The organism is Pantoea anthophila (genome assembly GCF_006494375.1).
GTDB lineage: Bacteria > Pseudomonadota > Gammaproteobacteria > Enterobacterales > Enterobacteriaceae > Pantoea > Pantoea anthophila.
Genome location: NZ_VHIZ01000050.1, coordinates 419,267 through 433,545 on the forward strand (window position 1 = coordinate 419,267; position 14,279 = coordinate 433,545).

12 protein-coding genes and 3 tRNA genes are annotated in these 14,279 nt (G+C 58.8%); 6 read left to right on the forward strand and 9 right to left on the reverse strand.

Features of this window, described 5'->3' with window-relative positions; translation table 11 throughout:
• The first annotated feature begins 150 nt into the window (after nt 1-150).
• Complete coding sequence (gene gpmA, locus FJW00_RS14150; RefSeq protein ID WP_009091367.1) at nt 151-903, forward strand: 2,3-diphosphoglycerate-dependent phosphoglycerate mutase; 753 nt, start codon at nt 151-153, stop codon at nt 901-903.
• Between the two features lie 351 nt (nt 904-1,254).
• Here the strand turns inward: gpmA and aroG are convergent, their stop codons facing one another.
• Nucleotides 1,255-2,307: a 3-deoxy-7-phosphoheptulonate synthase AroG gene (gene aroG / locus FJW00_RS14155; RefSeq protein ID WP_009091369.1), complete on the reverse strand. Its 1,053-nt coding sequence runs from the start codon at nt 2,305-2,307 to the stop codon at nt 1,255-1,257.
• A 287-nt stretch (nt 2,308-2,594) separates the two neighbouring features.
• Between aroG and FJW00_RS14160 the strand changes: the two genes are divergently transcribed.
• The 4 genes from FJW00_RS14160 to zitB all read left to right on the forward strand — a co-directional run bounded on the left by FJW00_RS14160 (nt 2,595) and on the right by zitB (nt 7,658).
• The gene (locus FJW00_RS14160; protein WP_033736370.1) at nt 2,595-2,957 is read left to right on the forward strand and encodes a YbgS-like family protein; all 363 of its coding nucleotides are present in this window, start codon (nt 2,595-2,597) and stop codon (nt 2,955-2,957) included.
• A gap of 99 nt (nt 2,958-3,056) precedes the next feature.
• A complete protein-coding gene (locus FJW00_RS14165) occupies nt 3,057-3,638 on the forward strand; it encodes a response regulator transcription factor (RefSeq protein WP_140924558.1) in 582 nt (193 codons plus the stop codon).
• The gene (locus tag FJW00_RS14170; RefSeq protein ID WP_140924560.1) at nt 3,620-6,697 is read left to right on the forward strand and encodes a hybrid sensor histidine kinase/response regulator; all 3,078 of its coding nucleotides are present in this window, start codon (nt 3,620-3,622) and stop codon (nt 6,695-6,697) included. The genes FJW00_RS14165 and FJW00_RS14170 overlap by 19 nt, the downstream gene beginning before the upstream one ends.
• The gene (gene zitB / locus FJW00_RS14175; RefSeq protein ID WP_009091376.1) at nt 6,675-7,658 is read left to right on the forward strand and encodes a CDF family zinc transporter ZitB; all 984 of its coding nucleotides are present in this window, start codon (nt 6,675-6,677) and stop codon (nt 7,656-7,658) included. Before FJW00_RS14170 ends, zitB begins: the two co-directional genes overlap by 23 nt.
• Nucleotides 7,659-7,703: 45 nt before the next feature.
• Here the strand turns inward: zitB and pnuC are convergent, their stop codons facing one another.
• From pnuC to FJW00_RS14190, 3 genes are all read right to left on the reverse strand, one after another.
• Complete coding sequence (gene pnuC, locus FJW00_RS14180) at nt 7,704-8,438, reverse strand: nicotinamide riboside transporter PnuC (protein ID WP_058958453.1); 735 nt, start codon at nt 8,436-8,438, stop codon at nt 7,704-7,706.
• A gap of 24 nt (nt 8,439-8,462) precedes the next feature.
• On the reverse strand, nt 8,463-9,524 hold the full coding sequence (gene nadA, locus FJW00_RS14185) for a quinolinate synthase NadA (protein ID WP_009091379.1): 1,062 nt from the start codon (nt 9,522-9,524) through the stop codon (nt 8,463-8,465).
• Nucleotides 9,525-9,651: 127 nt separating this feature from the next.
• Complete coding sequence (locus FJW00_RS14190) at nt 9,652-10,197, reverse strand: methylated-DNA--[protein]-cysteine S-methyltransferase (protein ID WP_140924562.1); 546 nt, start codon at nt 10,195-10,197, stop codon at nt 9,652-9,654.
• Nucleotides 10,198-10,355: 158 nt separating this feature from the next.
• Between FJW00_RS14190 and FJW00_RS14195 the strand changes: the two genes are divergently transcribed.
• Nucleotides 10,356-11,831 (forward strand): AlkA N-terminal domain-containing protein, encoded by a 1,476-nt coding sequence (locus FJW00_RS14195; RefSeq protein ID WP_009091384.1) that lies wholly within the window; start codon nt 10,356-10,358, stop codon nt 11,829-11,831.
• A gap of 565 nt (nt 11,832-12,396) precedes the next feature.
• Here FJW00_RS14195 and FJW00_RS14200 read toward each other — a convergent pair.
• The 5 genes from FJW00_RS14200 to pal all read right to left on the reverse strand — a co-directional run bounded on the left by FJW00_RS14200 (nt 12,397) and on the right by pal (nt 14,232).
• Nucleotides 12,397-12,472 (reverse strand) — tRNA-Lys (locus FJW00_RS14200).
• Nucleotides 12,473-12,518: 46 nt separating this feature from the next.
• A tRNA-Lys gene (locus FJW00_RS14205) sits at nt 12,519-12,594 on the reverse strand.
• A 67-nt stretch (nt 12,595-12,661) separates the two neighbouring features.
• Nucleotides 12,662-12,737: transfer RNA gene (locus tag FJW00_RS14210), tRNA-Lys, on the reverse strand.
• A 163-nt stretch (nt 12,738-12,900) separates the two neighbouring features.
• Nucleotides 12,901-13,695, reverse strand: a complete 795-nt coding sequence (cpoB, locus tag FJW00_RS14215; protein ID WP_140924565.1) for a cell division protein CpoB — start codon at nt 13,693-13,695, stop codon at nt 12,901-12,903.
• Nucleotides 13,696-13,704: 9 nt separating this feature from the next.
• Nucleotides 13,705-14,232 (reverse strand): peptidoglycan-associated lipoprotein Pal, encoded by a 528-nt coding sequence (gene pal / locus FJW00_RS14220; RefSeq protein ID WP_009091388.1) that lies wholly within the window; start codon nt 14,230-14,232, stop codon nt 13,705-13,707.
• Between the last annotated feature and the right edge of the window lie 47 nt (nt 14,233-14,279).

Genomic DNA, 14,279 nt, shown 5'->3' on the forward strand with positions numbered 1-14,279 from the left:
CTTCTGGCTGAAAAACGCGCAGTGCGTCACACACAGGCTTACGCGCTGCCCGCTTTTCCGCTATGGTATGGCGCAATCCGCTCGCGTGTCAGGCGGGCAGCAGCAGGTTTCCAATCTCACAGAAACATCACAGTATTAAGGAGTTAAGCTATGGCTGTAACTAAGCTGGTTCTGGTGCGACACGGCGAAAGCCAGTGGAACAACGAAAACCGCTTTACCGGTTGGTATGATGTTGACCTTTCTGAGAAAGGTCGTGGCGAAGCCAAATCAGCGGGTCAGCTGCTGAAAAAAGAGGGCTTTGTTTTCGATTTCGCTTACACCTCTGTACTGAAGCGCGCGATTCACACGCTGTGGAATGTGCTGGATGAGCTGGATCAGGCCTGGCTGCCGGTCGAGAAAACCTGGCGTCTGAACGAGCGTCACTACGGTGCGCTGCAGGGCCTGGATAAAGCGGAAACCGCGGCCAAATATGGCGATGAGCAGGTTAAGCAGTGGCGTCGCGGTTTTGCCGTTACCCCACCTGAGCTGGATCGTGCTGATGAGCGCTTCCCTGGCCATGACCCGCGTTACGCGAAACTGACCCCGGAGCAGCTGCCGACCACCGAAAGTCTGGCACTGACCATCGACCGCGTGATCCCTTACTGGAACGACACCATTCTGCCGCGCATCAAAAGCGGTGAGAAAGTGATCATTGCCGCACACGGCAACTCACTGCGCGCACTGGTTAAATATCTGGATAACCTGAGCGAAGATGAGATCCTCGAACTGAACATCCCAACCGGCGTGCCGCTGGTGTATGAGTTCGATGAAAACTTCAAACCGCTGAAACGCTACTACCTGGGCGACCAGGACGAGATTGCCGCGAAAGCCGCAGCCGTTGCGAATCAGGGTAAAGCGAAGTAATTTTTCGCTGAGAGGCAAAAAGGCCAGACAGAAGTCTGGCCTTTTTTATTGGGCTGCGTCCGGCAATGCTGTGTGTCATCTTTAATTGTCAGAGTAAAAGCCTGAATGTCCGTTCGTCCCGGACGAATCACATCGTCAAAGCCGTCTGAGTATGGCAGCAATAAATCAGCTCAATGTGCAGGGAACATGGTCAGAAGAGGAAAGCGTCCCGCGCCAGGGATGGCGCGGGCAGAGCGTGCCATGGATGGCGGTTGTTGCGTCTTTCCGATCTGACTGTGTTCCCTCAGCAGGCTCACTCTCCACCGCGTATTCAGACAGATCCGGCCAGTCGTCACGCCAGACAGCCAGCACTCAACCGCGGCGCTGTTTAACCGCTGCCGCCAGCTGACGCAGCACCTTGTCGGTATCATCCCAGCCGATGCAGGCATCAGTGACACTCTTGCCATAGACCAGCGGCTCACCGCTCTCCAGGCTCTGATTGCCCTCTACCAGATGACTCTCGATCATCACGCCGACAATCGCCTGCTCACCGTTGATGATCTGCTGCGCGACATCGTCCGCCACGACCATCTGACGCTGGAACTGCTTGCTGCTGTTGGCATGGCTGAAATCGATCATAACCTGCTGTGGCAGACCCGCTTTTGCCAGACCCTCTTTGACCTCAGCCACATGCTTCGCACTGTAGTTCGGCTCTTTGCCGCCGCGCAGAATAATGTGACAGTCGCCATTGCCGCTGGTTTCAACAATCGCGGAGTGGCCATATTTGGTCACTGACAGGAAGCAGTGCGGCGAACCGGCAGCGTTGATGGCATCGATGGCCACCTTGATGGTGCCATCGGTGCCGTTTTTGAAACCGACCGGACAGGAGAGACCGGAGGCCAGCTCACGGTGCACCTGGGATTCGGTAGTGCGTGCGCCAATCGCGCCCCAGCTCATCAAATCCGCCACATATTGCGGGGTGATCATATCCAGAAACTCGCCCGCCGCCGGTAAACCGCTGTCATTGATCTCCAGCAGCAGTTTACGCGCCAGACGCAGACCATCATTGAGCTGGAAGCTGTTATCCATGTAGGGGTCGTTGATCAGCCCTTTCCAGCCTACGGTAGTGCGCGGCTTTTCAAAATAGACCCGCATGACCACTTCCAGTTCGCCTTTCAGCTCATCCCGCAGCGCCAGCAGACGGCCGGCATACTCTTTGGCGGCCTCAGGATCGTGGATTGAGCAGGGACCAATCACCACCAGCAGGCGGTCGTCCTTGCCCTGCAGGATCTGATGAATCGCCTGACGCGCCTGGGAAACGGTCTGTGCAGCACGATCGGTCGCCGGGAATTTTTCGAGCAGCGCAACCGGGGGTAACAGCTCTTTAATCTCTTTGATGCGTAAGTCATCGTTCTGGTAATTCATACTGATTCCATATTATTTCTGGCCCGGCGCCCGCCGGACACAACCTGCCCAATGTAGCCCGAAGCGCCAGGGGTGTAAATTCCCGCTGCGGGTTAAATGTGCGGGTCATATTTGCATTAATCAGGTTAGCGACTAGACTTTTTAATGGTAAGCACTGAGGAACGTCCCGCTTACATGATTAAATCACCCTGTTTAAGCCAACTGGCGAATTTTATTTCGTCCGGGACTTTTTTATCCCCAATTTCACCTCTGGGCTTAAAACGTCTTCATTTATTAATGGGAGTATAATGATGAAAAAGTTTGCCTTACTCTTTTTGACAGCAGCAATGACATTAGGCAGTGGCGCGGCGCTGGCGGAAGGCAGCAACAACGGCACAGCTAACCAGGCAGCCAGTGCAGGTGCGGTCGCACCCGGCGCAAAAGAGAACCTGCCACCGAATAATGTCGATAACAGCAAAATTAATAACACCGGCACCAATACTAATCCGGCCACTTCTGGCAGCACCACCAGCAGCGGAAATATGTCTGCTAACGAAATTGACCAGAACAGCCAGTGTAAAGATGGCAAATGTCCGAACATCAACAAAAAAGTTGAAACGAAAGTGGGCGGCGGTGACGTTAATACTAAAACCGACGGCACGACCCAGTAATTCTGTCTGACCCGGAGAGCATCCGTTCTCCGGGTTTTTCTCCCCTCTGCCCCACTCTTCCGCTATGCTCATCCTGTGAAATTTACAGGGAAACCGTTCATGGCCGTTTTGCTCTTGATTGACGATCATCCGCTGGTCGAAGTGGCCCTTGAAGCCGCGCTCAGCCAGTCGCCCATTCCGGTTCAGCTCCTCTCTGCCAGTAGTGAACACGCCGCCCGTCCTTTTCTTCAGCAGCCGCTGGACATTATCGTGCTTGATATCGGGCTGCCGGAGAGCGACGGGCTGGAGATCCTGCGCCGCCTGAAAATCCATCGTCCCCACTGTCCGGTGCTGATCTATTCGGCCCAGCAGACCCGTCACTATATCCGGCGCGCTCAGGCGTTAGGGGCGTCCGGTTATGTGGTGAAAAGCCAGCGCATGACGCAGCTGCTCAGCGCCATTCTGGCCGTGCTCGGCGGACAGACCGCGTTTCCGGAAACCGAAGAGGAGCCTGAGCTGCCGCTGACGCACAAAGAGCGTCAGATTCTGGCGCTGCTCGCCAGCGGCCTCTCTAACCTGCAAATCGCCGCCCAGCTGCACATCAGCAACAAAACGGTCAGCACCCATAAAAAGAACATTCTGGAAAAAACCGGTGCCCGCTCTGTGGTTGAGCTGGCTGACCTCTGGAAGGCGCAGCAGTGAGATATGCGCTGCTGATCCTGCTGTGGCTGTGGGGCAGCGCGCTGGCTGAGGTGCGCCCGGTCAGCAGCCTGAACCTGCCGATGATGCTGCCGGTCACGCATGCCGAAACCATGCAGGGAAAGAGCCTGCGCGTCGGACTGCTGGAAGAGAACCACGCGCCCTGGACGATGCGGATCGGCAACGACCTGTATGGCATCAATGCCGACTATCTTGCTGCGCTGCGACAGCTGACCGGGGCGCAGTTTACCCTGCGCCTCTACAACGACGCGCCGCAACTGATGCAGGCCCTGAACCGCGGAGAGATCGATTTTGCGCTGGGCATGTGGAACACCCCGCTGCCTCAGGGCACGCTGAGTAGTGAAAGCTGGTTCAGCAGTCCGCTGCGGGTCTATCGCAATCAGCAGAACCAGCGTGCCGTGATGTTCAACAGCCAGAATGCGCAGCTTGCGATCAGCGACAGCACCCTGGCGCAGCTGCCACCCGCCCTGGCGGCCCGTCACCACTGGCGACGCTACAGCAGCGACCTGCAGGCGCTCTATACCCTGCTCAATCAGCAGAACGACTATGTGGTGGCGGACGAGACCAGCGCCGGTTTTCTGCTGAGTCAGCTGCAGCAGGGGCAGATTTATCAGATCGCCTCACATATTGAAGCGGGACAGCTTAACCTGCGTGCGCTCTCCCGCGATCCCGCGCTGATTGACTGGATAAATCAGAGCCTGCGTCAGTTACCGGCGGAACTGATGAACAGCCTGCAGGCGCGCTGGAGCAGCACGCTGCCGCGCTATCAGGATACGCAGACCCTGATGCTCAGCCCCGCTGAACGCGCGTGGATTGCCGACCACCCTCGCATTACGTACACCGCCGAGCCTGACAATTATCCCTGGAGCTATCGCGACGCCAGCGGTACCGCCAGAGGCTATGGCGTGGATTTACTGAAAGCGGTCGCCCAGAGCACGGGCCTGCAGTTTGAACCCGTGTGGGTCAGCAATCCCCATCAGGCCAGTGCGCTGATTCAGCAGCAGCAGGCGATGCTGCAACTGATGCAGCCCCTTAATGGCGATGCGATGCAGAGCACCTCACTGCCGGTATGGCGGGCGCTGTGGGGGATCTACAGCATTCACTCTGCCCCGCTGTCGCACTGGCAGGATCTGCGCGGCAGGCGGATCGGCGTATTGCAGGATGACCTGGCGCTGCGCCTGCTGCCGGAGGATCTGCATCCGGTGCCATTTGCCGACCGGAACAGCCTTTATGATGCGCTGGCAAAGGGGCAGATTGATGCGCTGGTCGATAATGTGCTCTCTGCCCGCTGGCGCATCGCCAGCCGTGATGACGCGCGTATCCACCTCGCCTTTGCCGCCAGCGACATCGCCTGGCCGATCGCGCTGGGTGTCACGCCCGAACAGCCCCTGCTGCGCAGCCTGCTGGATCGGGCGCTGCAGCAGATCCCGGCGGATACTCAGGGCAAAATGCGCGACAGCTGGTCAACACCGCCGCAGCCCGGCAGCGTGATGGTGATGCGATCGCTGCCGATGATGGTGCTGGCGGTAGCCGGGGCCGCCATTGTGCTGCTGCTCCTGCTACTGGCGCGCCGTTACTGGCAGCAGCGCCGCGAGCGTCAGCAGCGCGAACAGGCGGAGCGGGCCAACGCCATGAAAAGCCAGTTTCTGGCTACCGTCAGCCATGAGCTGCGTACGCCGATGCAGGCGATCCTCGGCCTGCTGGAGCTGGAGAAGCAGCAGCTCAACAGCCAGAACCTGACCCTGCTGCACAGCAGCGCACACTCCCTGCTGACCCTGCTGAATGACCTGCAGGATCACGCACGTATCGAGAGCAACAGTTTTACCCTGGCGCCCCGCCCGCTGGCGCTGGCGCAGTGGCTCGAACAGCAGCAGCATTTTTATCATCCGTTAATGCGGGCGGACGGCCCGCGTCTGATCGTCGCGGCACAGACGCCGCTGCCTGACACGGTGATGATCGATGCCGATCGCCTGCAGCAGGTAGTCAATAACCTGATAACCAATGCGCTGAAATTTACCCGTCACGGCACCATCCGCCTCACCCTGGCGGCAGAGCAGCAGCAGCTGGTGCTGACGGTCACTGACAGCGGCAGCGGTATTCCGCCAGAGGAGCAGCCGAAGCTGTTTGATCCCTGGTATCAGGCGCCGTCGGGCAAAACCGTGTCGGTGCAGGGCAGCGGTCTGGGCCTGTTTATCTGCCGCGAGATGGTGCTGCGGATGGGGGGCGATATCCGGCTCACCTCGCAGCCCGGCCAGGGAACGCAGGTCACGGTGACCCTGCCCCTGCAGATCGCGGAGCCGGTCAGCAGCACCGATGAGTCTGGCCTGCCCGGCTTTCCCCATCTGCGGGTGGCGATTGTCGATGACCATCCGGCCAATCTGCTGGTGATGCAGCAGCAGCTGGCGCGCTTTGCCATTCAGGCCGACATCTTCGAAGAGGGACGTGCGCTGCTGAAGGCCGATGCGCAGCAGCCTTTTGACCTGCTGTTTATCGACCAGATGATGCCGCGTCCTGACGGCACGCTGCTGCTGCGACTGCTGCGACGCCGTGACCGGCAGCGGGGACGGCAGGCGATGCGGGTGCTCTGCTCCGCAGACGCCCAGCTGCTGTCACGACCGGCTGAGGCGCAGGAGCGGGTTCTGATTAAACCGGTGCAGCTGGCCGATCTCCGCGCACTGCTGGCGGAGTGGCAGCCCGACCCGCTGGCACCGCTGGATGAGAACCTGTGGCAGCTGGCACAGCAGAATGACAAATTTCTCAGCCGGCTGAGCCAGACGCTGCACAGCACGGTGACCCAGGATCTGGCCGTGATGCGTGAGGCGCGCGCACGCGCGGACTGGAACCAGTTTGCCGACGCGGCACACCGGATGAAAGGCAGCTGGTTGCTGGTGGGGCTGGAGCAGGGTGCACAGCTGAGTCAGCAACTCGCAGAGCAGGCAAAACAGCATCAGGACACGTCTGAGACGTGGCAATTACTGATATTATTAGCAAACAGGTTACTGAAAAAACTGGAATCTTATGGCACATACCCACACTCATAGCGGGCAGGATAGTAATCGCACGCGTCTGGCGGCCGCCTTTGGCGTGACCGTCCTCTTCATGGTTGCCGAGGTGATTGGCGGCTGGCTTTCAGGTTCACTGGCGCTGCTGGCAGATGCCGGGCATATGCTCACCGATGCCGCCGCCCTGCTGATGGCGCTGCTGGCGGTCCACTTCTCGCGCCGTAAACCCAATGCGCGTCATACCTTTGGCCTGCTGCGCCTGACCACCGTAGCAGCCTTTGTCAATGCCATCGCCCTGCTGGGTATTACCGCGCTGATCGTCTGGGAGGCAGTGCGTCGCTTCAGCGATCCGCAGCCGGTGACCGGCGGCCTGATGCTGGGCATCGCGATTGGCGGCCTGCTGGCCAACCTGCTCTCATTCTGGCTGCTGCACCACGGCAGCGAAGAGAAGAACCTCAACGTGCGGGCAGCGGCACTGCACGTCATGGGTGACCTGCTCGGTTCGGTGGGGGCGATTGTGGCGGCAGCCATCATTATGCTGACCGGCTGGACGCCGATCGACCCGATTCTCTCGCTGCTGGTGTCACTGCTGGTGCTGCGCAGTGCCTGGGCGCTGCTGCGTGAGAGCCTGCAGGAATTACTTGAAGGGGCACCCCACTCCCTGGATGTGAACCGGCTGATGCGGGACCTCACCCTGAACATCGCTGAAGTGCGCAATGTTCACCATGTGCATCTGTGGCAGGTGGGTGAAAAGCCGCTGCTGACGCTGCATGTGCAGGTGATCCCGCCCTATGACCACGATGCGCTGCTGCACCGCATTCATGACTATCTGCGCCAGCACTATCAGATTGACCATGCGACCGTGCAGATGGAGTATCAGCCCTGTGCCGGTGCTGAGTGTGAGCTGAGCTTCAGCAGCGCGGCTGAGGCTGGTCACGGTCACAGCCATTCCCATTCCCACGACCATACTCACGCCAGAGGCGACGAGCACGCTCACTAAACGACAGCGCGCGGTAACCCGGTTACCGCGCGCTGTGACCGCCCCTTACTGGCCTGTCTGCTGCGCCGACAGTGCCCGTGACCCCTGCTCCCGGGCACTGCGGATCCACATGCGTGAGCCATTAAGCGCAATCAGCGTCAGAATCACATACTCCAGCGACATCGCATAAACCCCCTGACGGGCAAAAATCATGACGCTGATGACGTTAATGATCACCCACAGCAGCCAGTTCTCAACATACTTGCGCGTCATCAGGATCATCGCCGCAATCGACAGCACCATCATGCAGGCGTCCCAGAACGGGAAGGCATCCGGCTGCAATGCCGGCATCGCCACTGACAGGCCAATCGCGTTCATCAGCGTCACCGCCGCGCGGGTCAGCATGGCAAACACAGGGTCAATGTAGAGCGTCATCAGCGCAATCGCGACGACGCAGCTCACCGCCCAGGCGATCGCTTTCGGCAGCGGCAGCCAGCGAATCTTCAGCGCCGCCTGGTGATCGCTGGTCTGCCGGCTCCAGGCGTACCAGCCGTAAATATTGGCGGCAAAAAAGAAGAGCTGCAGTAACAGACTGGCGTAGAGCTGAATCTGAAAGAAGATCACCGCAAACAGCGTGACGTTAATCAGGCCAAAGGGGTAGTTGATGATTTTTTCCAGGCTGGCAAACCAGATACAGAGTAAGCCCGCCAGGGTGCCGATAGCCTCAATCCATGAGAGATCGTAGCCGCCTGCACCCAGAGGAATGTGAACCAGAATATTATGCGTGCTGAAAAAGTCCATGCAGAGCACCTGTCAGGAAAACGGCTAGGCGTTTCCCTTCACGTTGAGTTTAAGTTCCGCTGCAAAGGATAGCATGCGATTCAGGGGCAGTAACGCCGCCTCTCGCAGCGTCTCGTCCACCTGAATCTCATGTTCCGCGCCGCCCGTCTCCAGCGCGTCTGCGATGGCTTTGAGACCGTTCATCGCCATCCACGGACAGTGCGCGCAGCTGCGGCAGGTGGCGCCCTCCCCGGCTGTCGGCGCTTCCAGCAGCTCTTTGTCCGGCACCGCCTGCTGCATTTTGTAGAAGATGCCGCGATCGGTCGCCACAATCATCTGCGGATGCGGCAGGGATTTGGCGGCCTGAATCAGCTGGCTGGTCGAACCCACCGCATCGGCCAGATCCACAATCGCCTGCGGCGACTCGGGATGAACCAGCACCGCCGCATCGGGATAGAGCGCTTTCATGCGCTGCAGCGCCTGAGTCTTGAACTCATCATGGACAATGCAGGCGCCCTGCCAGCACAGCACATCGGCGCCCGATTTCTGGGTGACGTAGCGGCCGAGGTGACGATCCGGTGCCCAGATAATTTTCTCGCCCAGGCTGTCGAGGTGCTCAATCAGCTCAACCGCAATGCTGGAGGTGACGACCCAGTCAGCGCGCGCTTTTACCGCCGCCGAGGTGTTGGCGTAGACCACCACGGTGCGATCGGGATGGGCGTCGCAGAAGGCGTTGAACTCTTCAATCGGACAGCCCAGATCCAGCGAGCACTCCGCCTGCAGTGTCGGCATCAGGACGGTTTTCTCAGGGCTGAGGATTTTGGCCGTCTCCCCCATAAAGCGCACGCCCGCCACCAGCAGCGTGGTTGCCGGATGGTTGCTGCCAAAACGGGCCATCTCCAGTGAGTCGGAGATACAGCCGCCGGTCTCTTCGGCCAGCGCCTGAATTTCCGGGTCGGTGTAGTAGTGCGCGACCATCACGGCATTTCGCGCCTTCAGCAGGGTTTTGATTTTCTCACGATAAAACGCCTTCTCGTCGTCACTCAGGCGGGCGGGCTTGGGGGGAAAGGGGTAAACGGTGCTTTCAGGATCGAACATCACACTCATGACACAGCTCTCGTTTTATCTAATTAACGAAAATCGCCAGAAGAGGCGAAATATGGCGTTGAATCCGCCGTCGTGTTTTATATGCTAAACACGATAGCGGAAAAGCCCGACTGTGTCGTGTGATTTTTTAATCGGCCTGCATGACCGCACCGCCAGCCCGACCCTGTGCGCCTTGTTCGCCCGGCTGCGGCAGGGGTTGTGACGTTTCCAGCGCCAGCAGAAACGCTTTAACCGTCAGCCCGCCGGCAAACCCGGTCAGCTTGCCGTTGGCCCCTATCACCCGGTGACACGGCGCGACAATCGAAAGCGGATTACGACCGTTGGCCGCGCCAACCGCACGCACCGCCAGCGGATGCCCGATCTCGCGGGCAATCTGGCTGTAGCTGCGCGTTTCACCAAACGGGATCGCCACCAGTGCCTGCCAGACTTTTTTCTGAAAGTCAGTGCCGGCAAAATCGAGCGGCAGTTCAAAGCCGCGTCGCGCACCGGCAAAGTACTCGCCGAGCTGACGTGCCGTTTCGACCAGAATGGGATGGTCGTCATCGCGCGTCTGCGGTAAAAAGCGGGTGCGATGAGGATCGTCGTTCTCCCACAAAATACCCACCAGGCCGCGCTCGCTGGCCACCAGTTTCAGTTCGCCCACCGGGGTAACAGTCAATTTGAAGTAATACATGGTGATTCTCCCGTCACGGTTTCGACACGCATTATCGCACTTTTCCTCAGCCTGACTGGCTGTTTTCGGTCATGGCGATAAACTGATGTGTTGTCCGAAAACAGCCAGTCTGCCGGGAATCACCGGTGTAGGCTCCGCATATTTACCGGAGAAATACCATGCTTAATCCCGACATTGCCTATCAGGCGCTGACCTCCCGTGATACCCGTTTTGACGGCGTATTTTTTGTTGGGGTGACCTCAACCGGTATCTATTGTCGTCCGATCTGCCCGGTCAAAGCGCCGATGCAGAAGAACTGCCTCTTTTTCAGCAGCGCCGAAGCCGCCGAAAAAGCGCGCTTTCGTCCCTGCCTGCGCTGCCGGCCTGAACTGGCGCCGGGCAATGCGCCGGTGGATCAGCCGCACCGCGTGGCGGAACGGCTGATTCAGCGCATCGAAGAGGGAATGCTGGAGGAGCGCGAAGGGCTGGAGGCGATAGCCACTGAGTTCGGTTTAAGCCTGCGTCAGCTGCGGCGTATCGTGCAGCAGGAGCTGGGGGTCTCACCGCTTGAGCTGAGGCAGACGCGACGGATGCTGCTGGCAAAGCAGCTGCTGACGGAGACGCAACTGCCGATTACGGAGATCGCCTACGCCAGCGGTTTTGGCAGCCTGCGCCGCTTTAATGATGTGTTTCAGGCGCGCTATCGCATGACGCCAGGCGCCCTGCGCCGGAACGAGGCGGGTGACGGGCGCACGCAGCCCGGTGACCGCGTGACGCTGCGGCTCGCCTATCGCCCGCCCTACGACTGGGCAGCCATGCTCTGGTTTTTACAGACTCACCTGATGAAAGAGGTCGAAGCGGTGGAGGATGGCACCTGGCGACGCACGGTGGCGATGGGCCGATATCGGGGCTGGGTCAGTGTCGCGCATCTGCCGCAGAAGAATGCGCTGCAGGTGACGCTCTCCACCTCGCTGACGCCGGTTCTGCCTCTGCTGCTGCGCCGCCTGCGTGACCTGTTCGATCTTGATGCTCAGCCGCAGCGAATCGCCGCCTGTCTGTCACAGGATCCGCTGCTGGCGCCCAGCCTGATCGCCCACCCGGGCCTGCGTGTTCCGGGTGCCTTTGACGCCTTCGAGCTGGGCGTGCGCGCGATCATCGGGCAGCAGGTGACGGTCAAAGCCGCCACCACCGTCAGCAGCCGCTTTGCCGCCGCCTTTGGCGAGCCCTGTGAAACACCGTTTGCCGACCTGACCCGCTACGCCGCGCCGCCGGCACGTATCGCTGGCCTGACGGTCGACGAGGTTGCGCCGATGGGTATTGTCAGCGCCGCGCGCTCACGCGCCATCATCGCCTTCGCTGAAGCCTGCGCCAGCGGGGATCTGCGCCTCAGTGCCGCTCAGCCGCCTGACGAGGTGATCAAAAAGCTGATCAGCCTGCCTGGCATCGGTCCCTGGACCGCCCACTACATCGCGATGCGTGCCCTGCGCTGGCCGGATGCCTTTCCCAAAGAGGATATCGCCATCCGGAATAACCTGGGCGGCATGTCATCCAGGGAAGCAGAGGCACGCTCGCAATCCTGGCGTCCCTGGCGCAGCTATGCGGTGATGCATATCTGGGAGAGCCTGGCAGTGGCGAAAGCGAAGAAAAAGGCGTAACGGCGGATACAGGCCTGCTCTTCTCATAATGCAGAAGCAGCCCGCGCCAGTAGCGCGTTCAGACAGCTGAGAAAGCTAAATCGAGCTAATCTCACAGCGCACCACAGAAGCTTAACGTGCAGGGAGCAGGGTCAGAGGAGGAAAGCGTCCCGCGCAATGACGCCAGTAGTGCTTTCTGACAGCTGAGAAAGCCAAATCGAGCTAATCTCACAGCACCACAGAAGCTTAACGCGCAGGGAGCAGGGTCAGAGGAGGAAAGCGTCCCGCGCCTGGGACAAAAACGCCGGGAGCGTTTTTGAACAACGCGAAGCGTTGGCCCGGCTACGGGCGCACCTCAGGGATGAGGTGCGTAATCGCGCGGGCCGAGCGGGTCATGGATGACGGCTTTTGCGTCTTTCCGATCTGATCCAGCTCTCTGCGCAGTCTCGATCTCACAGCGATCCCGAACAGACTTCCTGGCCAACCCAGAGTCATGAGACGTTTTGTGCCGACTCAGCCGAAACCGCGCCGTAAAGTTCGTGCTCTGGAAACGAAAAAAGCGCCCTGAGGGCGCTTTTTTCTTAATTGGTGGGTCGTGCAGGATTCGAACCTGCGACCAATTGATTAAAAGTCAACTGCTCTACCAACTGAGCTAACGACCCGCTGGGGGCTTACAACCGTTCAGCACGCCAGGCGGCTGAAGTAAGATGGTGGGTCGTGCAGGATTCGAACCTGCGACCAATTGATTAAAAGTCAACTGCTCTACCAACTGAGCTAACGACCCATCTTAGGTTGTGAAGCAATCCTGAACTCTTCTTCACGCGTCGCACTGATGCGCGACTGAGAGAAGATGGTGGGTCGTGCAGGATTCGAACCTGCGACCAATTGATTAAAAGTCAACTGCTCTACCAACTGAGCTAACGACCCATCTTCAGGCTTGCCAGACACTTTGCATTGTGTCCCGGCAACGGCGGCATATATTACTGATTTAGCGGGGTAGCGCAACTCTTATTTCTGCTAAATGCTTCAGTTGCTTACCTTTCATACGGCAAGACCAGAAATCACACGATATCTGGCCGAACCGTACCCATTACAGACCTGACAGACGTTTTTGCGCCTGTTTTGCAGATTCGCTATCAGGATAAAGTTTGATCACCTGCTGGAAGACCGCTTTGGCTTTCGCCGTGTCTTTCTTCTCCTGCATGATCACACCCACCTTCAGCAACGCCTCTGCGGCTTTCGGCGACTTCGGATAGTTTTTCACCACCGTGGCGTAATAATAAGCCGCGTCGTCCTTTTTGCCTTTGTTGTAGTTCAGCTGCCCCAGCCAGTAGTTGGCGTTGGGCTGATAGGTCGAATCGGGGTAACGCTTAACCCATGCCTGAAGCGCACTGATCGCCTGATCATACTGTTTCTTTTCCAGAATCAGCGCCACAGCCGCATTGTAATCGCTGTTGGCGTCACCGGTCTGCGCAGGTGCGCTCTCCGTTGATGCCGCTGCGCCTGTGCTGGCTGTTGCACCGGTATCGGCTGCGGCATCGCCGCCCGCCGCCTGCTGGCCGCCGCTGCTGCTGGCGCTGCTCAGGCTGTCGATCTGCTGGTAAAGCTGCTTCTGGCGCTCAACCACCTGATTCAACTGATACGTATTTTGCTGGATTTGCCCACGCAGCGCGTCGATATCACGCTGATTGTCGCTCATCTGCTGCTGCAATTGCTGCATCAGCTGCGCCTGGGCATTAGAGATTCGTTCGAGAGTGGTGACACGGTCTTCGACCGAGCCGGAGCCAACGCTACTGATTGACGCTTGGGCATTAGCGGCCCAGGGGGCCGCTACGCCAATCAGTAACGACAGACTCAACAGATGACGTCTGAAGTTACTAACCATGTGATTCTCTTAGTAGACCAGTACGGCACGACGGTTTTTAGCATACGCTGCTTCGTCATGACCCAGAACGGCTGGCTTCTCTTTACCGTAAGAAACGATAGACATCTGATCAGCTGACACGCCTTTGCCCTGCAGGTACATTTTAACCGCGTTAGCACGACGTTCGCCCAGGGCGATGTTGTATTCCGGCGTACCGCGCTCATCCGCGTGACCTTCGATGGTCACTTTGTAGGATGGGTTGCTGCGCAGGAAGGAAGCGTGCTGATCCAGCATCTGTGCGTAATCAGACTGAACGTCATACTTGTCCAGACCGAAGTACACGATGTTGTTCTGCTGCAGCTGCTGCATCTGCAGACGCGCCTGCTCGTCAGAAGACATGTTGCCGCCGTTGCCGTTCATGCCAGAGTTTGCACCGTAAGCGCCATCAGCGCCCATGCCAGTCTGGTCATTGTTGTTGTTTTTGTGTGAGCTACAAGCCGCTACTGCCAGAACCGGCAGAGCCAGCATCAAACCCTTCAGCATTTTGTTCAGTTGCATTTCAAAAATCCCATTATTGTTTATTGTTTGCGATGTCTGATCGATCA